Source organism: Neiella marina (assembly GCF_002165625.1).
Lineage (GTDB): Bacteria > Pseudomonadota > Gammaproteobacteria > Enterobacterales > Neiellaceae > Neiella > Neiella marina.
Genome location: NZ_NGNS01000001.1, coordinates 237,198 through 256,880, shown reverse-complemented (window position 1 = coordinate 256,880; position 19,683 = coordinate 237,198). Strand labels below are relative to the sequence as shown.

The following is a 19,683-nucleotide window of genomic DNA, read 5'->3' as shown; positions in this document are numbered from 1 at the left end:
TATTAGCTTGGATTTGGCCAGCTATCTGGCAGCTTTCCAACCAATTGCTTTAGCTCGACTAACTTGCTGCGCTGCTGCTCACAGAGCAACTGGTAGATTTCTTCTGGCATCGATTGCCGAGCACCACCATACACTACCTTTTTGACCGCTGAGTCTTCATAGTGTCGAGGCAATCCAAGAAAATCGAGAATACGGCCATACAGTTCACTCGGATCTTGTTTCAACTCGTCATAGAAACCGATAAACATTTGCTCTTTGCCGTAGTAGCGCTGCCACAATTCAATGGTTTCGGCGTAGTTGCCATGTTCATCTTGCCAATCTTCAGCTGCTTTTCTGTATTGTTCTGCTGGCACGGTTTTGAAATCTCTACCCTTTTGCTCACCTAAAACCATTTTAATTTGCGACCATTTTCGCTCTACTGGATCACGCATTAAGTAAATGATTTTTAGCTCTGGATATCGCTGGTGGATGTCTGCCACAAGTTGTTCGTTGAGCACCGCGTAATCGGGGGTGATATCTCCTGACATCGAATTGCTCGCATTGGCAAACAACTTGTCGTACCAAGCCCAATTGCGCTCGCTGTATAAGTAATGCCAAAACCATTTGGCGTTTGAAAAGTCGAGCTTTGCCAATTTGATCAGCATATAGAGATTAATTTTCCGCCAGCGCTTATTCATCCAATGTTTGCCAAACCAGCGATCGGTTAGAGTACTAGGGACTTGCCGATGAAGTTCATCAAAGTAGTGTATTTCTTTAAGCGTCGGCATGTGGACCTGCTTATGTTTGGCTAATTGGTGATACAGCCAAGTCGTGCCACTTTTTTGTGCGCCAATACACATGAATTTGAGGTTTGTTCGACGTTGCATGGTCTGCTCCTTGTGACAATTTAAGCTCGCTGAGGGCGAAGCTATTCCTTTAAGGTTTCAGTTGTGCGCCAAGTTGATTGCAGTTTGATTGTTGCCAACAGGTCATGCATTAGGAATGCCAGTACATGTCAAGTGAAGTAAGTTTAATTATCGCAAAAACAAATGGTTGCAGGGGGCCTTTAGCAATGTGCGAGAGCCTCAGTTAATGAGGACAAAAACGCTCTGTTATGGGGCATGCTGTCGCACCAAAGAAATGACCTTTTGGGCGCCTAATCTGCTATTCTCGCTTCGCTACGACCTGAGGAATTTCGATGATAGATCTATTAAATGCCTACCAAGGTATTATTTTTGACATGGATGGCACCTTGGTTGATTCCATGCCTGCACATATTGAAGCATGGCGGCGTACTGCGGAAATACATGGTTTTCCGTTTGATGAGAAGTGGCAGTATTCGCTTGGCGGCGTGCCGACGGCAAAAATCGCGGAGCGAATTAACGCTAAGTTTGGCTTGCAATTAGATTGTGAAGCCGTTGCTGCCACCAAGCGTCAACAGTGGAATCTACTGGGCGATTCGCCGCAGCTGATTGAACAAACTTATGATGTGTTCAAGGCGTCATTGGGTAGTAAAAAAATAGCTGTTGGCACGGGTTCAGTCCGCTCTCATGCGGAACATATCTTAGCTGATGTTGGCGTGATCGAGCATCTAGACGCACTGGTGACGGCTTGTGATGTGGCCAATGGTAAACCTCATCCAGAAACTTTTGTCACCGCCGCCGAGAGCATGGGCGTTGCGCCTGAACATTGCGTAGTGTTTGAAGATACCGATATTGGCGAGCAAGCAGCCAGAGCAGCTGGTATGGATTGTATTCGTATTGATGTTGGTGTGATTCGCTGGCCTGCGAGCTCGAGTTAATACCCAATTGGACGCAATGATCGGCGATCAAAAAAGCGCTCAGAACGAGCGCTTTTGTCGTTTAATGTTGCTTGGCTTACCAGAAGCTGTAAGTCACGCCGGCAAAGACCATCGACTCCATGTCGTCGTCCAGCATCGGGCTATCTTCTAGATCTGAATCCAGCATGGAAACGCGGCCACCGCCTAGCACTTTCCATTTTTTGTTGATTTCATAGGTGGCTAGCAGTTCAGCACCGTACTTCAGTGAGCTGCCTGGAGCATATGCGGCAAGGCCGCCTTCGTCTTCTGACACGCCATAGTAGTAGTCAGCGTAGTCACTGCTCATCCACTTCACGAAGCCGCGAGGCAAAACAACGAAGCGATCAGACACGTGGAATGGGTAACCGTAGCTGACACGCGCAGTGGTACCTTCACTTTCATCAGAGATATCGGCAGCGACTTTGGCATCGACGATACCCCACTTGGCCATATAGCGGTAACGCACACCAGCCATGAAGCTACGATCGCGATCGTCAAGACCGTCAATGTCACTGTCGCCCGCGTCAAACTCCTCACCGCCTGCCATCAAGATCACGCTGAGGCGGCTACTGCGGTTTTCAATTACCTTATAGCCTGCTTCAAAACCTTCGAAGTAGAAGTTCTTGGAGTTAAAGAAGACCAGCGGTACTGCTGAAGTTGAATCATCATAGCTACGATAGGCCGAACTTGGCGCGGCAACACCAAGACCAACTGCTAGCGTACTTTTTTGAGCGCCTTTAGTTGGTACGCCATCTGGAGACGCTGAAATGGAAGCTGCGGATGCTGAAGTGTGAATAAGTGCTGCGCCAATAGCGGCAGCTAATATTTTTTTATACATGTTGGTTACCTGTCCTTGCGGTATTCGTTGAACGACTGAAAGCCTTGTTCATTCAGGCTTAGATCTAACATACCGGCTGAATATGACTGTTGCTAGATGCCACTGCAATAAAGTTCAGCCGTTACCTTTTTGCTGTTAACTGGTTGTAATTTCTAATGGATACAAATTTCACAGTTGTGGCAAGCATTACATAAAAGTAACAGGGCTAAGTGTAGAACGAAGTTCTGATAGTGATAGTTTGGCGACGGAATTATTATTGCCGAATATCGTTTAATTACCTGATTTCTCGTTAATAATCGTCTTTTTGCCAAGTTTCAGCAGAACTGGTTGCCGCAGTAGCCGTTGGTTTTATTGGGATTAGTGGACTGCTGATACAAAATGACGATGCTGTTAATCACATCGTTTCAATCTGGTCTAACCAGATGAAGATGAATTGATTAAAAACAAAACAATAGTCGACTGGAGGTGGTAGATTAGAGTTAATACTCAAGTGGAAAGGCTGAGATCATCATGAAAGCTTCTACATTTTCTCGCTATGTCGATCAATTTGGCTTGCCAGTGATTGAGCGTCAACATCGCCGTGGTTTCCGTCAGTTTTTGGTGTTGTGGATTTCTATTTTTGTGGTGATGGCGATAGTGACTTACAGCAACTGGTCACTGGGCTTTCCGTCGCCAGTTTGGTTAACACTCAATGGTTTGATCGTGATGGCGTTCTTTGGTTGTGCATACCAGCGCTACCAACTACACCGTCACATTCGTCGCTATCATAAGCAACACCCTCGGCGCTAGAACGGTTGCTGTTGCCAAAAGCCCCGCATCGTTGCGGGGCTTTTGGTACCAATCTCGTTCACTTGAAGTTGTTACTGACTAGTCTTTGATCCAGCCCAGCACATCTTTAATGATTGACCAACGCGATTGCTCTGGCGTTGCACCATGACCCTGGATCCAATAGTCATATTGCTTGTCAATAAATCCGTATGCGCGAACCATATCGAGCCAATTATTGACATAATTCAGCAGATCTTGATTTCGCCGTGCCAGCGCAAAAGCCACCGGAAATGAATAGAGCCTGCCAGTGCCCGGCTCTTTCATCAGTGCGACACCATAATCGGGATAAAACAAACTCCAAGCATAACCTGCTTCTGCACTGGTCAGTAAGGCATCGTAGTTATGGGGCTTGTCCGGATTGAAAAAGCTCTCGTAATGAACGAGCTGATCAAACTCTAGGTTGGTCAGAACTTTTTGCGCTCGCCTGATCATGGCTTCGTGTTGCACGAACGCAATGTTGATTTCATCGCGCCGCAATATGCTGGTATCACTGAAGCGTTTGACCATATGATCGGGTACCACCAAGGCGAGATTAAGCTGCATGACCTGTCTGGTAAATGCCACATGTTTCATCAACTCTGCATCGACTTCGACACCAGACATAGCAATGTCAAAATAGCCGCGCTCTAAATCATCGGCCATGTGCTCGTTCATGTAGGGTACAAATTCAACGTCAACACCGAGATCGGCAGCCAACCGGTAAGCGAGCGCAACATCCAGCCCTACTAGCTTGTTTTCACTGTTGAAGTAGCTAAATGGCACGTTGCCACGCTGGTAACCGACTTTGATGACGCCGCGCTTGATAATGTTCTCGACGGTTGATATTTCCGCGTTGGCGACTCGGTTCCAACTTGAGGTCTCTTGCGCTTGATCGGTCAGGGTGCGCTCTACGCGCATTCCTGCGATCAGGCTAGAGGTATTTTTGTCCTCATCAATCAGATGCTCGAGCATGATCCGTGTGCCAGCGAACACCAATACGGTGCTGATACCGAACAATGCAAAGAACTTGATTGCTGCAATTTTCGGTCGGTTGACGCCATAAACCACAACCACGGCGGCTAGCAGGGTCACCGCCATTAGATTCATCACTGCAACCAAGGAGTTGAAGCGACCAGTAATGAACGACGAGACAACGAATAACTGGTTTAAATCAGCTGGTAGAAAAACACTCTCTAGTAGGAAAGGTACCGCAACGTAGACACTACCAAATAAACTGAGCAGGCCGCTGATCCCGACCATGGGGTAACTACTTATATCGACTGGTTTGCCGATAAACCAACCGGCAAAAAAGATAAACAGAATAATGGTGAGTTTGCCAAGATTAGGAAAGGTGAAGGCGATGGGTAAAACGACATCGACCAGCCGTAAGGCATCCTCAGAATCTTTACCGTGTTTCTTCAGCAATTGTTTACTTTCTTCCAGAATGACCGGCAGGCAAATGAAAATATTGCCGGTAGAAAAGGCGGTCACCAATGCGCCCCACGAGACTCTCATAACATCGCGATAGCTAAACGGGGTAAAACTGGTTAGCAGAATTGGCAGCACCACAAAAGCTAGCAGCATGCACAGTACAAAGTAGCTGATCATGAACACCTGCAAGCTTTCGAGTTCCTCGACACTCATAGTGCCAGCGGCGTTTGCCGACATCGCGAACACCCCGATAGGCAGGATTTTCACTACTGATTGAGTGATTTTAGAGAGTCCTTCGGCTGCGGTCGAAGCTAAATCAATGACCCTATCTTTGTTTTTGACCGTGATCAGAGCAACGCCGAGAGCGATGCTAAACAGCACTAGGGCTGGTACCGCTCCGCTTGCCATCGACTCAAATGGGTTGGCTGGAATGTAGAGTTTGAGATAGTCGATTTCTGCTTTTGGCTGGACTTCGCTGGTACTGAAGAAGCTCGCCGATTCCAGTGTCGGAAACGTCACTGGGGCAAGCAATATGGCAATTAAGCCAATCGCCCATATGGCGGCCATGATGCTGCCAGCTTTGGTAAAAATGGACTTGGCATCATTGGCGTTCAGCTTACCAATACCGCTGATCAGACTGACCAGAATATATGGATAGATGGTCATCTGCATCAGCATGATGACGGCACTACCGACTACCCCCGTCCATGCAACGAGTTCACCGAAGAAGATCCCCGTGATGATTCCCAGCACCATGGCGATGATCATGGTGCTGGCAAGTGATGGTCGCCAACCTTTTGATTTTTCTGCCATTGAACAACCTCCCTGTTGACTTTACTAAGCGGTTTTTGCCGCTGTCACTAAGAGACCATGGTATACCGCCTCATGTGCGATGCAAACCGCTTCGGAGGTGTAGTGGTTGTTGGCTTTATCAATGCAGCGCTGCTGCACTTCTGCGGATGAGTGGTTTTGCTCTTCGATTAGTGCCATCACGCTTTGCGCGGTTGCCTCGATGTCGCCTACCTCTACCAATTTGCCGGTCCCAGAGACCACTTCAGGCATGCCTCCGACGTTATTGGCAACTGTCGGTACACCTTGCACCATGCATTCAATTAAGGTCAGACCGAAGCTTTCATAATCGGATAGCTGCAAGTTGACGTTAGCGGCAGCAAACCAGCGATTGATGTTCGGTTCTTGCCCCACCCAAACCACATCGTCAAATACGCCAAGTTGTTTTGCGAGCGCTTTGCAAGGTTCAACCTCCGGCCCTTCGCCCAATAAGATGAGCTGGCAGTCAATGTCTTTGCGGACCAGCGCAAATGCTTCAATGATATCGGGAATTCGTTTGATTTTTCGGAAGTTAGAGGCATGAATTAGGTAGATTCCTTGCTGATCCAACTGCAATTGTTCGCGAGCTTGCTGGCGCGATCCGGCGAACATCTTGCCCGGGGGGACAAAGTTAGCAATCACTTCTGGGTAAATCGGCAAGTCAAAACGCTGGTGGGTTTGTTGGGCCAAATCATCCGATACGCAAATGACGCGTTGCGATTGGGTCAATACGGTGTCGATCACCCGATGCATGGCTGGGTCATCGGCTAACTTAACCACGTCGGTGCCGTGCAAGGTAGTCACTAGTTGAAAAGGCTGCTTGCAGATTTGTTTCGCCATCACGGCCGCCGCGGCATAGGGTACGGCGTAATGGGCATGAACGATTTCAATGCCTTGTTGCTCAATAAGATTGGCAAGTGCGCCGGCTAAGGCCAAGGTGTGAGGCGCACTTTCAAACACCGGATAGTCGTTTACTTCCAGTTTCAAGAAGTAAAGCGTCTCGCTCACTTGGCGCCATGAGTACGGATGTTTTTCTGCCAACAACCAAACGTGATGGCCGCGCTCGGCCAGCGCCATTGCCAGCTCGGTGGCAATAATACCTGAGCCGCCCATTTTGGGGTTGCAGACAAAAGCAACTTTCCTTGGCTGGGCCACTTTATTGATGACCCGATTTGCTGATGAATTCGAGGCGTCGTTTAGTTGATTCAGGAACGATTCGAGCACAGCGTTTCTCCGACGGTTGTTGTAACTGATAATTAAGGATAATCATTAAGTTATAGTTAGTTTTTGACGATTCGTTGAAAACTTCGCCAACACAATTGCAATAGTTTTTGGATGCTCACAACTTGTTGGAAGTTCCATTCGCTTATGGGCTTCAAACGGAACCTGTGGTTATTAAGCTCAGCCATGGTTGCGGTCTTTCTCCGTTGCGCCGGTTCCGTTACAATCGCCGATAACTTATCGACAAGGCTTTCTCATGACTGACTCAACATCTGCGACGACCCATTTTGGTTATCGCCAGGTAGCAAAAGAAGACAAAGTTTCGCTGGTTGCGGACGTATTTCACTCAGTGGCGGATAAGTACGATGTGATGAATGACTTGATGTCATTTGGGGTCCATCGAGTATGGAAGCTATTTGCCCGTGAGTGCAGTGGCGTTAAAAGTGGTGATCGAGTATTGGATATTGCCGGTGGCACAGGCGATATCACCGCGCTGATGTCAAAGCGAGTGGGGCCTAAGGGACAAGTCGTGTTGGCTGACATTAATGGCTCCATGTTGAAAGTTGGCAAAGCCAAACTAAGAGACCGAGGCGTTGTTGGAAATGTTGAGTTTGTTCAAGCCAATGCCGAAGCGCTGCCATTCCCCGATAACCATTTTGATGTCATCACCATTGGTTTTGGCCTGCGTAATGTCACTGAGAAAAGCAATGCGCTTGCGTCCATGTTGCGAGTTTTGAAGCCCGGCGGGCGGCTGTTGGTATTGGAATTTTCCAAACCTCAGTTTGACTGGCTAAACAAGGTCTATGACGCCTACTCCTTTAAGTTGTTACCCAAAATGGGGGAGCTGGTTGCAAATGACAGTGAAAGCTATCAATACCTCGCCGAGTCCATTCGCATGCATCCAGATCAGCAAACGTTAGCCCAAATGATGCGCGATGTCGGATTTGACGAAGTCAGTTATTTTAACCTTAGTGGCGGTATTGTTGCCCTCCACCGTGGCTTCAAGTTCTAATTCATGATGTTTCAAGCGTTTGCCATATCGCTGGCGGATAAGGTACTGGCTGCCTATTGTAGCCAGCATCCGATGGCAGCTAGCCTGCTACGTATTAAAGGCGCCAAGTTAGCGATTGAGTGTTCAGATGTGCCAATTGCGTTATTGATTGAAGTCGGTGAACGCTTGCGTCTGCAACCTCTGACTGAACAAGCGGTCGATTGTCGGATTCGAGGTTCACTCGACGCATTGCGACAACTGAAATACAGCGAACGATTGCCCGAGCTATTAAAAACCGAGATGGTTTTCGTTGATGGCGATGTCAAAGTTGCCAGTCAGATTGCCGAGGCACTGAGCAATATTCAGTTCGACAGTGAAGAGTGGTTGTCGCAGCGCATTGGCGACGTCCCCGCGCATTTATTGGTATCAAGCTTGAAACGGCTTGAGCGCTGGGCTGGTGATCGCAAGCAAACCATGGAGGTGGATGTGCAAGAGTATCTGCAAGATGAAATTCATTGGCTTCCCGCCTCTGCTGAGTTTCGCCAATTTAGCCGCCAAGTCGATGAACTGACGTCTCGTTGCCAGCGTTTGAGTGAGCGCGTTGAGAAGTTAACGTCATGATAAACAAAATATTCAACTGCTGCTTTGCTGTTCGGAGAGCCTACTCATAATGCTAATCAAGCAACATCGCCGGCTATATCAAATCACTAAAATTTTTTGGCAATACCGGCTTGACCGACTATTTCCTGAGAGCTGGCTACCTTGGTATGTCCGCTATGGGCGGATCATTGTGTTGTGGTTTCGTCCTCGCCATCAAGAGGCCTCGGATGCCGCTCGATTTCGTCTAGCGCTCGAGGAGCTCGGTCCAGTCTTTGTCAAATTTGGCCAAATGCTGTCGACCCGCCGCGATCTGCTGCCCGATGCGTTTGCCGAGGAATTGGCAAAGCTACAGGATCGAGTTGCACCTTTTGATGAATCGCAAGCCCGTCAGCAAATCGAGCAAGCTTATGGCAAAACCTTAGAGCAGGTATTTGATTCGTTCGAATCGGAGCCGTTGGCCTCGGCTTCTGTTGCCCAGGTTCACGGTGCCAAGTTGACCCTTGATAACCAGCAGTTGAGTGTGGTGGTCAAAGTTATTCGTCCGGGTATCGGCAAAGTGATTGATGCTGATATCTCGGTAATGCAAATGTTTGCCGGATTGGCGGAACAGTTTCTGCCCGATGGTAAGCGGTTGCGACCCAAAGAAGTGGTTAGTGAATATCGCAAGACCCTGTTTGATGAACTCGACTTGATGCGAGAAGCGGCCAATGGCATTCAACTAAGACGTAACTTTGAAGGCTCTGATAGTCTTTATGTTCCTGAAATATATGCTGATTTTTGCCGCCAAAATGTGTTGGTGATGGAGCGTATCGACGGTATTCCGGTGAGTGATATTGCGGCATTGGAAGCGCAAGGGACCAACATGGAGCGTCTAGCCGAGCGCGGTGTTGAAGTGTTCTTTACCCAGGTGTTTCGCGATTCATTTTTTCATGCCGACATGCATCCGGGTAATATTTTTGTCTCGCGGCAACATCCCGACGACCCTATGTATATTGGGGTTGATTTCGGTATTGTCGGAACCTTGAATCGGGAAGATAAACGTTATTTAGCTGAGAACTTTTTAGCCTTTTTCAATCGTGACTATCGTAAAGTTGCCGAATTGCATGTGGCTTCAGGTTGGGTGCCGTCAGATACTAACGTAGAAGAATTTGAGTTTGCCATTCGCACGGTTTGTGAGCCGATTTTTCAGAAACCATTGGCGGAGATTTCCTTCGGTCACGTTTTAATTAACTTGTTTAATACTGCGCGCCGTTTCAATATGGAAGTTCAACCTCAGCTTGTTTTACTCGAAAAAACATTGCTTTATATTGAGGGGCTAGGGCGACAACTGTATCCACAACTGGATTTGTGGAAGACCGCCAAGCCGTTCTTGGAAGATTGGATGCAGTTGCAGATAGGGCCCAAAGCTGTGTGGCGCGATATTAAGGAAAACGCGCCATTCTGGGGCGAAAAACTGCCTGAGATGCCAAACCTGATCTACGACTCGTTGCAGGCCGTGCAACGGTTTACGGAGCAGCACCAGCAATCAGCGCAACAAATGACCCAATGGCGCCAACGCCAAGCTCGTTCGTTTTACTGGTTAACGACTGCAGGGGTACTGGCCATTTGTGCAGGCCTTGTTCACGATACTGTGAGTTGGCCAGAATTAACTGGTGTTTTGGCTGCAGCCGCAATATGTTGGGTGCGGGGGCTTTGGTTGAATCGTCAGTAGTAGCTGGTGTATACCTAGCCCTTTATAATAGCGAAGATTTTTTAACCATCGATAATAGGACTGTCACCATGGGTGGAATCAGCATTTGGCAACTTTTGATTATTGCAGTGATCGTTGCGCTGCTGTTTGGAACGAAGAAGTTGCGTGGCTTGGGCAGTGATTTAGGCTCTGCCATCAAAGGATTTAAAGAGTCTGTCAGCGACGACAAAACCGAGCAGCAGAAGAATGAGCAGCTCACCGATCAAAGCCAAACTGAGCAGGACGCAGATTTCACATCACAGAAATCTGAGACGCCAAAGAAGTAATAGACCATGTTTGACATTGGCTTTTGGGAACTCGGCGTCATTGCCGTTCTGGGCCTCATTGTGCTGGGACCAGAGCGCCTACCCGGTGCTTTGCGAACAGTGATTGGCTGGATTCGCTCGGTTAGGGCCATGGCGACTAATGTCAAAGACGAAATCAGTCAGGAACTGCATATCCATGAACTTCAGCAAAACCTGAAGAAAGCCGAGCAACAGGGGATGGATAACCTGTCACCTGATTTGCAACGCTCAGTCGATGAACTGAAGTCGGCCGCAGAGTCTGTGCAACGTCCATATCAGGCAGATGTGTCAGCTGACCGCCAAGCGCAACAATCTGCGACCACGCCTCCTCAGACAAAGAGTCCTCGTGATGACGGATAATAGTGTTCCGCTAATCACTCACCTAATCGAATTACGTTCTCGACTATTAAGAGCGGTCATTGCGATATTGGTGATTTTTCTTGGCCTCGTTTACTTTGCCAATGATTTGTATCATTGGATTGCCGAGCCGCTTATTGCTCAGTTGCCAGAAGGCAGCAATATGATTGCCACCAATGTGGCGGCACCTTTTTTTACTCCTTTTAAGCTCACCATCGTCGTCGCCATGGCGTTAGCAATGCCGGTCGTTCTGCATCAGGCTTGGGGATTTATTGCTCCCGGTCTTTATCGTCACGAGCGACGGTTAGCTATTCCGCTATTGATGATGAGCGTATTGTTGTTCTATGGCGGTATTGCGTTCGCTTTTTATGTGGTGTTTCCGCTGGCATTCAGTTTCTTCACCAGCGTAGCTCCTGATGATGTGGTGATTGCGACCGATATTTCCAGTTATCTTGATTTCGTGCTGAAGATTCTTTTTGCCTTCGGTTTAGCGTTCGAAATCCCGATTGCGGTTATTTTGTTGTGCGTGAGTGGCGTGACATCGCCTGCATCACTGCGCAAAAAACGCCCTTATGTTATTGTTGCAGCGTTTGTTATTGGAATGCTGCTAACGCCGCCAGATGTCATTTCCCAAACTCTACTGGCTTTACCCATGTGGCTGTTGTTTGAGTTAGGGGTGTTGATGTCATCACTCTATAGTCGCAAGCGTGAAGAGCAGAATGAAGAGGAATCTGATGTTAAAAGCTAATGTCGTTTTGTCGGCTTTGGGTTTGATGATCGTTACATCGATGGCAAATGGCCAAGACTGGCAGGCTGAGTGGCAGCTGTGTGCCTCGGTTAAAAATGATCAGCAAAGGCTATTGTGCTACGACAGAATCGGTGCACGCTATGGTTTGACCGCAGCGACAACGACGATCAGTGAAGATAGCCTTGGCCCGTCGGAGCAATCTTCTGAGCTCGCTGCTGCGATGGTGCCAGCAGAACAATCGCAAGCAGCGGCGATGGTCTCTGGTCATGTTGATGCCGAGCCTGTGGTGACCGTTGATTCGTCGCCGGAAGAGCAATTTGGCCTTGAGCAACAAATTATTAAACAAGAAGTAAAAAAGCTGGAGGCTATTACTGGCATTGTCACCGCTGTGAGTAAGGATGCCTATGGCAAGCTGACGCTTGGTTTGGATAACGAACAGCGTTGGAAGCTGCAATCCAAGGGGCCGCGAATATCCAAGGGTGATACTGTCATCATTGAGCGCGGTACTTTAGGGTCGTTCTACTTGCGCAAGGAAGGCTCGAGCCGCACCAGTCGAGCGAAGCGCTTAGAATAACAGGATGTTGAATGCTTAAGTCGCCATGGAACTGGTTGTTAACACTGAGCTTGGCTTTGTCGCCGGGCTTAGTCGTGGCGGCTAATCTCGATATCTCGTCTCTGATTTCGATCGACTTAGCGGACGACAGCTACACCCTGCAAGCAAGAGCGCTAGCCATTAACGGATTGTTTTGTGGTGTGCTATTGGTGATGGCGGTATTCAAATTATTTGTTTACTGGCATAGCCGCACGATTGGTTTCTTGTTTCATGGTTGCTATGGCCTTTGCGTTTTCCTAATGACAACGGTCGCTACTGGACTCAGTAGCTTTTTCTGGCAGCCGCCGTTTTGGAATACCTTTCAGTTTATTTTAGTCATTGGTGTGGTGGCCGCGGTGCTGATTGCGTTGTTTGCCGGTGACCTCTTTGCCCAGGCTAAAGCACCCAAGCGCCTGCAAGTCGTATTGCGGATTTTGATTCTCGCTATCGCCATCAGTGGTTTAGTCATGGTGCTGAGCTGGCACCTTTATGCAGTTCGGCTTGTGGTATTACTTGCCTGTTTGCTGAGCCTACTGTTGCTTGGCTGCAGCATTTGGCTGCGACAGAAGCAGGTAAGATATGGCGGTTTTTATTTGATTGCCTGGTTGGCTATCTCTGCTGGTTTTGGTTTAACCCTGCTGAGCTACAAAGGTTGGCTGGTGTTGCCTGTCGCAACCCATGTGCCGTTGATTATTGGTCTGATTGTCGAGGTCATTGTTATCTCGTTCGTGATGGCCGGTAGTTTCGCTGATGCCAAACAAGCTCGACTGGCGGCCCAACGAGAATCTCTGAAGAATGCTGAGCGAGCCAATCGTCTGCAGCAGCAAGCTTTACAAGCACAAGCTAACGCAACAGAAGAGCTTGAAAGCAAAGTTCAAGAGCGCACCTTTGAACTCGAAGTTGCGCTGCGCGAATTGGAAGAAACCAATCGCCAGTTAGAAGAACAAAGCACGGTCGATTTTCTGACCGGGGTAAAAAACCGTAAACACTTCGATAAACGCTATGTCGCTGAATTTCGCCGCAGTCGCCGGGAGCAAACTCCGCTTGGCGTGGTAATGCTCGATATCGATCACTTCAAACGTATCAATGACACCTATGGCCATTTGGTTGGCGATGAAGTGATTCGTCAGGTGGCGCATCGAATTCAGTCAGTGCTGAAGCGGCCTTCAGATACCTTGACTCGCTATGGTGGCGAGGAGTTTGCGTTGATCCTTCCTGCTACCCATTTGGAAGGTGCTTTGTTGGTTGTCGAAGAAGTGCTAACGGCGATTCGGCAAACTCCTTTTATTACTAACGATGGTGCTTTGCCTGTCACCATTAGTGGTGGCCTATCGGTTGCAGTGGTGCAACCAGAGATGGAACCCAATGGTTTGCTTGATGCCGCAGACCAAGCTTTATATAGCGCCAAGGAAGCTGGCCGCGATCAGGCTAAATGGCAACAGGTTGGCGCTCAAGGCCATTCCCCTCAATCTTTACTTTTTAAATCGGACGACTTTTAATGACCGCTTCTTTTCCCTTTGCTCGGCCTCGGCGGATGCGCAAACACTCTTTCTCGCGTCGTTTGATGGCTGAAAATCACGTGACAGCTGCTGATTTGATTTACCCGGTATTTGTTTTGGAAGGCGAGCAACAGCAACAGTCGGTGCCTTCAATGCCTGGAGTGACTCGCCTTTCCATTGACTTGCTGCTCGAATTGGCAGATGAACTAGTGGCATTGGGGATCCCTGCCGTGGCCCTGTTCCCGGTGACGCCAGCAAAGGTAAAAACCGAATTTGCTGAACAAGCTTATGATCCCGATGGTTTGGCTCAGCGGGCGGTGCGGGCATTAAAAGCGCGACAACCTGAACTTGGCGTGATCACCGATGTGGCACTGGACCCGTTTACCATTCATGGTCAAGACGGTTTGCTCGATGAGTCGGGCTATGTGATGAATGACGAGACGGTCGAAGTTCTGGTTAAGCAAGCACTTAGCCATGCCGAGGCCGGTGCTGATGTGGTTGCGCCTTCGGACATGATGGATGGTCGTGTTGGCGCTATTCGTCAAGCATTGGAACAGGCTGGCTACATTCATACCCAAATACTGGCCTATTCTGCCAAATATGCTTCAAGCTTCTACGGCCCATTTCGCGATGCAGTGGGCTCTTCGGGTAACCTGAAGGGGGGCAATAAATACAGCTACCAGATGGATCCTGCCAATAGCGATGAGGCATTACGTGAAGTGGCGATGGATTTGCAAGAAGGCGCCGATATGGTCATGGTCAAGCCTGGCATGCCATATTTGGATATTGTTCGTCGCGTTAAAGACGAGTTCAAAGTGCCAACCATGGTTTATCAAGTGAGCGGCGAATATGCCATGTTAAAAGCAGCTGCGCAAAACGGTTGGCTCGATGAGAAAGCCGTCGTTATGGAATCATTACTGGCTTTTAAGCGCGCTGGTGCGGATGCTATTTTGACTTACTTTGCGGTTGATGTAGCGCGCTGGCTAAACGAGCAAAATAGCTGATTTGCCTGCCTAGTGACTTGCTACAAGGGATTTATTGTGTTGCTGTCAGTATCGCTGGCAGCCTGCACAACTGGGCAACTGCATTACGTTGACAGTGAAGGTCAGCGCAGACTGGGCTGGCTACCATCAATGCCTGTGATTAGTCAGTTGTTCGTTTCAAGCTTCTGATGGCTCGCTGACTTTGGCTTCAATCAATTGAAAAGGCAAACCTGCATCGGTCTGAAAGTGGCTTTCCTCAGCTAAGTTTGCTGCGGTTAATGGGTGCTGCTTCTGCCAGCCTTGCGGCATTTGCCATTGTACGCTGTGGCCGTCGCACTCAATGCGCTCTGGCAACAGCAGTCGATTTGAACGATGACTGGTAAGGATCATGGCCCAACGCAGAATTCGCGCCAGAGCGGCTACCTGTTCGCTGTCGTAACCCTGTAACTGGCTGAATGTAGCGGTTGTTATGTGGCCCTTGCTGGCTCCAAGCAGCGTAGCGACGAGAACTTGCTGGCTGGTTGAAAAGCCGGGCTGATTGGTATGGCTAAGAATATAGGCGCCATGCTGATGACCATTGACGAAACCAATGGTGAAGCCGATTTCATGTAATTGCGCAGCGCAAGCCAGCATTGCTTTGCCGTCTTCGGTAATTGGCCAGTGTTGTTCAAACTGTTCACATAAAGCCAATGCCGCTTGCCGGCATTGCTCGCCATGCTGCTTATCTAAATGATATTTTTTGGCCAGGTTGCTTAAGGTGCGTTTTCGGACATCATCACCGGCAGTGACGTTCAGCATGCCGTAGACCAAGCCCTCGCGGAGCGCTCCACCAGAGATACGCAAATTGCTAATTGCCAATTCTTCAAACAGCCCCGTTAGAATCGCCAAGCCGCCAGCGAACACGGGCTTGCGCTCCTCTTTTAGACCATCAATGGTCAGCAGGCTTAGTTTCCTTGCAGATACCACGCGCTGCTGTAGTTGATGAAGCAAATCCAGAGTAATCACATCATCATAGCCATTGGCCAGCAACACTTCTTGAATGGCGCGCAAGGTACCTGATGCGCCCAAGGCTTGGTGCCAACCGATGTACTGATAGTTTTCTACCAATGGCGCAACGATTTGCTTGGCTTCGTTGACCGCCGCAGTAAAACTCAATTGGTTGAATAAACCATCAGCAAAGTATTGTTCGGTAAAGCGGACGCAACCCATGTCGAGACTCACCGCTTGATGAATGTCGACGCCTTGACCAATGATAAGTTCAGTACTGGCTCCGCCGATATCAATGACCAATCGCTGATCGCTGCCGGCCGATGTGTAGGCGGCACCTTGGTAAACAAAGTGGGCCTCTTGTTCTCCGCTAATGACCTCGATTTGATTACCGGTAATTTGTTCCGCCTGAGCAATAAAATCTGGGCCATTGTTGGCTAATCGAATGGTAGCGGTTGCGACGATGCGTACGTTCGCGGTGGGAATAAATTGTAACCGTTCAGCAAACAGTTTCAGGCAGTCGAAGCCTCGCTCCATAGCCTCTGCTGACAACACGAGATTGTCATCAAGGCCTGCTGCTAGCCGCACTTTTCGTTTGATCTTGGCAACGGTTTGAACGGTGCCGGCAACTTGGCGAACCACCAGCATGTGAAAACTGTTTGAGCCTAAATCGATGGCGGCAAACAAATCGTGATTACTGGTGGTCATAAGCCAAACACTACTTAGACGGTTTTCCCTGTGGCCGCCGGTTACTGTTGCCACCGCTACGCGAACGTTTGCGGCCACTTTGGTTAACCTGGCGAGTACGTGGCATATGCTTTGCCGGTTTGATGTCGGTCAGCAATGCACTGGCATCATATTGAGTCACTGGAATTTCATGAGCAATGTAGGACTCAATGGCTGGCAAATTAATCGCATACTGCTCACAGGCAAAGCTAATGGCGTGACCGCTGGCACCTGCTCGGCCAGTTCGGCCAATGCGGTGAACGTAGTCTTCAGCATCGTCTGGCAAGTCATAATTGAACACATGAGTGACCGCTGGGATGTGAAGCCCACGCGCTGCTACATCAGTGGCGACCAGAATATCCAATTCACCTTGAGTGAATTGCTCGAGGATCTTGAGACGTTTACGTTGAGGCACATCGCCAGTTAGCAAGCCAACTCGGTGTTCTTCACCGGCTAAGGCGCCCCAGATCTTTTCGCAACCATGTTTGGTGTTGCCAAAGACAATGGCCTTGTCGGGCCATTCTTCTTCCATCAAAGTCAGCAACAAGGTCATCTTGTCTTCATTCGACGGATAGAACAGCTCTTCTTGAATTTTCTCTGCAGTCTTACGCTCAGGTTCGATTTGCACATGAGTTGGCTCATTCATGTGTTCATAGGCCAATTCACGAACTTTGTACGACAGCGTCGCTGAATACAGTAGGTTCAAACGCTCAGTTGGTGGCGGCAGGCGGCGCATCATATAGCGGATATCTTTGATGAAACCGAGGTCAAACATTCGATCTGCTTCATCAAGTACCACGACTTGAACATCATCAAGGCTAATCACGCCTTGCTTAAAGTAATCGATCAGACGGCCCATGGTGGCTACTAATACATCGACGCCTTGTTGCAAGCGCTGACGCTGAATGTCGTAACCTTCACCGCCATAAACCACTTGTAGTTTGATGTCGCTGTGTTTGGCCATCAACTCGGCATCGTTATGGATCTGAATGACCAATTCGCGAGTTGGGGCAACAATCACTGCTCGAGGATGATTCGATGGTCGATCTTCCCGACAAGGGTTGTTGAGTAAATGGTGAAAAGTAGCGGCTAAAAACGCAATGGTCTTCCCTGTACCAGTTTGTGCTTGGCCGGCAACGTCTTTTCCGTCCAACGCCAAGGGTAGGGTTTTAGCCTGAATCGGGGTGCAGAAGTCGAACCCTTTTTCGGTGAGTGCGCCTAACACCTTAGGGTGTAGCGGAAATTCGCTAAAGCGCTGTTCTGTTAAATGTGTTTTGCTCATCCGGTAAGCATATCAGGTTAAAGTTAAAATAATAAACAACACGACTTGAAATAGATCCAATCTATCGCCATATATAGTGTCTGAACTGAAAGCGACCCAACCCTATATTTTTGGAGCAATCGATGAGCGACAAAATTGTCCACGTGACAGATGCCAGTTTTGAAGACGATGTATTAAAAGCCAGCGGCCCTGTGCTGGTTGACTTTTGGGCGGAGTGGTGTGGCCCTTGTAAAATGATCGCGCCAATTCTGGATGAAGTTGCTGGCGAGTTCGATGGCAAACTAACCATCGCTAAATTAAATATTGATGACAATGCCGAAACTGCACCGAAATTCGGTATTCGCGGCATTCCTACGCTGCTGTTGTTCAAAGATGGCAACGTGGCAGCGACTAAAGTTGGTGCTTTGTCAAAAGGCCAACTCGTTGAGTTCATCAACGAAAACTTGTAATAAAAAGAGTCATAAAGGCTTGCTGTGTTAAATCGTTAGCCTTTATGACTATCTTTCTGGACGAATCCAATTATAGGTGTTACTTTACATCTAACTGAGTTCCCTTCTTGCGGCTTATTTGGCCGGGAAATTCCAAAGTCTTTTCTCCGTGGTGCGCAATGCGCGTCACTATGCAATTTACTTATTCCAACATAACCGACGTGTAGCAGATCCCAAGATGCACCTAACCGAGTTAAAAAATACCCCAGTATCAGAGCTGATTGCTCTAGGCGAAAGCAAAGGCTTGGACAACCTGGCCCGCTTACGCAAACAAGACATCATTTTTACCATTCTCAAAACACATGCTAAAGGTGGCGAAGATATCTTCGGTAGCGGTGTGCTAGAGATTTTGCAGGATGGTTTTGGCTTTTTACGTAGTGCCGACAGCTCTTACTTGGCTGGCCCGGATGATATCTATGTTTCTCCAAGCCAAATTCGCCGCTTCAATTTGCGAACTGGTGACACCATCGCTGGCAAGATTCGCCCTCCGAAAGAAGGTGAACGCTATTTTGCCCTGTTGAAAGTCAATGAAGTCAACTTCGACCGCCCTGAAAATTCCCGTAATAAAATCCTCTTTGAAAACCTGACGCCATTGCATGCTGCTGAGCGGATGCGGATGGAGCGTGGTAATGGTTCAACAGAAGATATTACTGCGCGAGTTCTGGACCTAGCATCGCCAACTGGTAAAGGCCAGCGTGGTTTGATTGTGGCGCCACCAAAAGCAGGTAAAACGATTCTGCTGCAGAATTTGGCACAATCGATTGCTGCTAACCACCCAGAATGCGAACTGATGGTACTGCTGATTGACGAGCGACCAGAAGAAGTGACTGAGATGAAACGTTTGGTCAAAGGTGAAGTGGTTGCTTCTACTTTTGATGAGCCAGCGAGCCGTCACGTGCAAGTTGCTGAAATGGTGATTGAGAAAGCCAAGCGCTTGGTTGAACACAAAAAAGACGTGGTTATCCTGCTTGATTCCATCACTCGTTTAGCGCGAGCCTACAACACGGTGATCCCTTCGTCTGGTAAGGTTTTGACCGGTGGTGTTGACGCTAATGCGCTGCATAAACCAAAACGTTTCTTCGGCGCGGCTCGTAATGTAGAGGAAGGTGGTAGCTTGACCATCTTGGCAACTGCATTGATCGACACCGGTTCGAAGATGGATGAAGTGATTTACGAAGAGTTCAAAGGCACCGGTAATATGGAAGTGCATTTGGATCGTAAAATTGCTGAAAAACGCGTGTTCCCAGCGATCAATATCAATCGCTCCGGCACTCGCCGCGAAGAGTTGCTTACCACCCCTGATGAGCTTCAGAAGATGTGGATTTTGCGAAAAATCATTCACCCAATGGATGAAATCAGTGGTATGGAATTCCTCATCGATAAGTTGGCAATGACCAAAACCAATGATGATTTTTTCGAAGCGATGAAGAAAAAATAAGATTTAGCGGTCTTATCAAGGGCAGTAGGGGCTAA

Annotated in this window: 19 protein-coding genes; 13 read left to right on the top strand and 6 right to left on the bottom strand. The window is 48.5% G+C overall.

The genetic code is table 11. From position 1 onward, the window contains the following. Positions 1-2: 2 nt before the first annotated feature. Positions 3-866, bottom strand: a complete 864-nt coding sequence (locus tag CBE68_RS01185; RefSeq protein ID WP_087504236.1) for a sulfotransferase family protein — start codon at positions 864-866, stop codon at positions 3-5. 311 nt (positions 867-1,177) lie between these two features. On the opposite strand from CBE68_RS01185, the gene CBE68_RS01180 reads away from it, so the two are divergent. Further along, entirely contained in the window at positions 1,178-1,780 is a 603-nt protein-coding gene (locus tag CBE68_RS01180; protein WP_087504235.1) for a beta-phosphoglucomutase family hydrolase, read from the top strand. Between the two features lie 76 nt (positions 1,781-1,856). Here the strand turns inward: CBE68_RS01180 and CBE68_RS01175 are convergent, their stop codons facing one another. Beyond that, entirely contained in the window at positions 1,857-2,636 is a 780-nt protein-coding gene (locus tag CBE68_RS01175; protein WP_087504234.1) for a MipA/OmpV family protein, read from the bottom strand. A 510-nt stretch (positions 2,637-3,146) separates the two neighbouring features. On the opposite strand from CBE68_RS01175, the gene CBE68_RS01170 reads away from it, so the two are divergent. Continuing rightward, positions 3,147-3,425: a hypothetical protein gene (locus CBE68_RS01170; protein ID WP_087504233.1), complete on the top strand. Its 279-nt coding sequence runs from the start codon at positions 3,147-3,149 to the stop codon at positions 3,423-3,425. A 78-nt stretch (positions 3,426-3,503) separates the two neighbouring features. Here CBE68_RS01170 and CBE68_RS01165 read toward each other — a convergent pair whose 3' ends face one another. Both CBE68_RS01165 and bshA read right to left on the bottom strand, forming a co-directional pair. Continuing rightward, a complete protein-coding gene (locus tag CBE68_RS01165; RefSeq protein ID WP_087504232.1) occupies positions 3,504-5,687 on the bottom strand; it encodes a cation:dicarboxylate symporter family transporter in 2,184 nt (727 codons plus the stop codon). A gap of 24 nt (positions 5,688-5,711) precedes the next feature. Continuing rightward, positions 5,712-6,926 carry an N-acetyl-alpha-D-glucosaminyl L-malate synthase BshA gene (gene bshA / locus CBE68_RS01160; protein WP_143824447.1) on the bottom strand — a complete coding sequence of 405 codons (1,215 nt, stop codon included), beginning with the start codon at positions 6,924-6,926 and terminating at the stop codon, positions 5,712-5,714. 253 nt (positions 6,927-7,179) lie between these two features. Here bshA and ubiE point away from each other — a divergent pair, with 253 nt between their 5' ends. The 9 genes from ubiE (at position 7,180) to hemB (ending at position 14,748) form a co-directional block, all read left to right on the top strand. Then, a complete protein-coding gene (ubiE, locus tag CBE68_RS01155) occupies positions 7,180-7,935 on the top strand; it encodes a bifunctional demethylmenaquinone methyltransferase/2-methoxy-6-polyprenyl-1,4-benzoquinol methylase UbiE (protein WP_087504230.1) in 756 nt (251 codons plus the stop codon). Between the two features lie 3 nt (positions 7,936-7,938). Beyond that, the gene (locus tag CBE68_RS01150) at positions 7,939-8,535 is read left to right on the top strand and encodes a ubiquinone biosynthesis accessory factor UbiJ (RefSeq protein ID WP_087504229.1); all 597 of its coding nucleotides are present in this window, start codon (positions 7,939-7,941) and stop codon (positions 8,533-8,535) included. 49 nt (positions 8,536-8,584) lie between these two features. Further along, positions 8,585-10,225 carry a ubiquinone biosynthesis regulatory protein kinase UbiB gene (gene ubiB, locus CBE68_RS01145; protein WP_087504228.1) on the top strand — a complete coding sequence of 547 codons (1,641 nt, stop codon included), beginning with the start codon at positions 8,585-8,587 and terminating at the stop codon, positions 10,223-10,225. A 68-nt stretch (positions 10,226-10,293) separates the two neighbouring features. Beyond that, positions 10,294-10,530: a Sec-independent protein translocase subunit TatA gene (tatA, locus tag CBE68_RS01140; protein ID WP_087504227.1), complete on the top strand. Its 237-nt coding sequence runs from the start codon at positions 10,294-10,296 to the stop codon at positions 10,528-10,530. Positions 10,531-10,536: 6 nt separating this feature from the next. Beyond that, the gene (gene tatB, locus CBE68_RS01135; protein WP_087504226.1) at positions 10,537-10,908 is read left to right on the top strand and encodes a Sec-independent protein translocase protein TatB; all 372 of its coding nucleotides are present in this window, start codon (positions 10,537-10,539) and stop codon (positions 10,906-10,908) included. Then, on the top strand, positions 10,898-11,653 hold the full coding sequence (gene tatC / locus CBE68_RS01130) for a twin-arginine translocase subunit TatC (protein WP_188708027.1): 756 nt from the start codon (positions 10,898-10,900) through the stop codon (positions 11,651-11,653). Before tatB ends, tatC begins: the two co-directional genes overlap by 11 nt. Further along, a complete protein-coding gene (locus CBE68_RS01125; protein WP_087504224.1) occupies positions 11,640-12,227 on the top strand; it encodes a hypothetical protein in 588 nt (195 codons plus the stop codon). Before tatC ends, CBE68_RS01125 begins: the two co-directional genes overlap by 14 nt. 11 nt (positions 12,228-12,238) lie before the next feature. Next, a complete protein-coding gene (locus CBE68_RS01120; RefSeq protein ID WP_087504223.1) occupies positions 12,239-13,744 on the top strand; it encodes a sensor domain-containing diguanylate cyclase in 1,506 nt (501 codons plus the stop codon). Then, complete coding sequence (hemB, locus tag CBE68_RS01115) at positions 13,744-14,748, top strand: porphobilinogen synthase (RefSeq protein WP_087504222.1); 1,005 nt, start codon at positions 13,744-13,746, stop codon at positions 14,746-14,748. Before CBE68_RS01120 ends, hemB begins: the two co-directional genes overlap by 1 nt. Before the next feature lie 156 nt (positions 14,749-14,904). Here the strand turns inward: hemB and CBE68_RS01110 are convergent, their stop codons facing one another. Together CBE68_RS01110 and rhlB are read right to left on the bottom strand one after the other, a co-directional pair. Then, positions 14,905-16,422: a Ppx/GppA phosphatase family protein gene (locus tag CBE68_RS01110; protein ID WP_087504221.1), complete on the bottom strand. Its 1,518-nt coding sequence runs from the start codon at positions 16,420-16,422 to the stop codon at positions 14,905-14,907. A gap of 10 nt (positions 16,423-16,432) precedes the next feature. Continuing rightward, the gene (gene rhlB / locus CBE68_RS01105; RefSeq protein ID WP_087504220.1) at positions 16,433-17,722 is read right to left on the bottom strand and encodes an ATP-dependent RNA helicase RhlB; all 1,290 of its coding nucleotides are present in this window, start codon (positions 17,720-17,722) and stop codon (positions 16,433-16,435) included. Between the two features lie 122 nt (positions 17,723-17,844). Here rhlB and trxA point away from each other — a divergent pair, with 122 nt between their 5' ends. Beyond that, complete coding sequence (trxA, locus tag CBE68_RS01100) at positions 17,845-18,171, top strand: thioredoxin TrxA (protein ID WP_087504219.1); 327 nt, start codon at positions 17,845-17,847, stop codon at positions 18,169-18,171. A gap of 217 nt (positions 18,172-18,388) precedes the next feature. After that, positions 18,389-19,648, top strand: a complete 1,260-nt coding sequence (gene rho / locus CBE68_RS01095; RefSeq protein WP_087504218.1) for a transcription termination factor Rho — start codon at positions 18,389-18,391, stop codon at positions 19,646-19,648. The last annotated feature ends 35 nt before the right edge of the window (positions 19,649-19,683 follow it).

Bases quoted from the DNA above. Each gene is read 5' to 3' on its own strand.
- ubiB (WP_087504228.1), top strand. From the start codon at position 8,585: ATGCTAATCAAGCAACATCGCCGGCTATATCAAATCACTAAAATTTTT.
- CBE68_RS01170 (WP_087504233.1), top strand. From the start codon at position 3,147: ATGAAAGCTTCTACATTTTCTCGCTATGTCGATCAATTTGGCTTGCCA.
- trxA (WP_087504219.1), top strand. From the start codon at position 17,845: ATGAGCGACAAAATTGTCCACGTGACAGATGCCAGTTTTGAAGACGAT.
- CBE68_RS01110 (WP_087504221.1), bottom strand. From the start codon at position 16,422: ATGACCACCAGTAATCACGATTTGTTTGCCGCCATCGATTTAGGCTCA.
- tatA (WP_087504227.1), top strand. From the start codon at position 10,294: ATGGGTGGAATCAGCATTTGGCAACTTTTGATTATTGCAGTGATCGTT.
- tatB (WP_087504226.1), top strand. From the start codon at position 10,537: ATGTTTGACATTGGCTTTTGGGAACTCGGCGTCATTGCCGTTCTGGGC.
- CBE68_RS01165 (WP_087504232.1), bottom strand. From the start codon at position 5,687: ATGGCAGAAAAATCAAAAGGTTGGCGACCATCACTTGCCAGCACCATG.
- CBE68_RS01120 (WP_087504223.1), top strand. From the start codon at position 12,239: ATGCTTAAGTCGCCATGGAACTGGTTGTTAACACTGAGCTTGGCTTTG.
- CBE68_RS01175 (WP_087504234.1), bottom strand. From the start codon at position 2,636: ATGTATAAAAAAATATTAGCTGCCGCTATTGGCGCAGCACTTATTCAC.
- CBE68_RS01150 (WP_087504229.1), top strand. From the start codon at position 7,939: ATGATGTTTCAAGCGTTTGCCATATCGCTGGCGGATAAGGTACTGGCT.
- tatC (WP_188708027.1), top strand. From the start codon at position 10,898: ATGACGGATAATAGTGTTCCGCTAATCACTCACCTAATCGAATTACGT.
- hemB (WP_087504222.1), top strand. From the start codon at position 13,744: ATGACCGCTTCTTTTCCCTTTGCTCGGCCTCGGCGGATGCGCAAACAC.
- rhlB (WP_087504220.1), bottom strand. From the start codon at position 17,722: ATGAGCAAAACACATTTAACAGAACAGCGCTTTAGCGAATTTCCGCTA.
- CBE68_RS01125 (WP_087504224.1), top strand. From the start codon at position 11,640: ATGTTAAAAGCTAATGTCGTTTTGTCGGCTTTGGGTTTGATGATCGTT.
- CBE68_RS01180 (WP_087504235.1), top strand. From the start codon at position 1,178: ATGATAGATCTATTAAATGCCTACCAAGGTATTATTTTTGACATGGAT.
- rho (WP_087504218.1), top strand. From the start codon at position 18,389: ATGCACCTAACCGAGTTAAAAAATACCCCAGTATCAGAGCTGATTGCT.
- CBE68_RS01185 (WP_087504236.1), bottom strand. From the start codon at position 866: ATGCAACGTCGAACAAACCTCAAATTCATGTGTATTGGCGCACAAAAA.
- ubiE (WP_087504230.1), top strand. From the start codon at position 7,180: ATGACTGACTCAACATCTGCGACGACCCATTTTGGTTATCGCCAGGTA.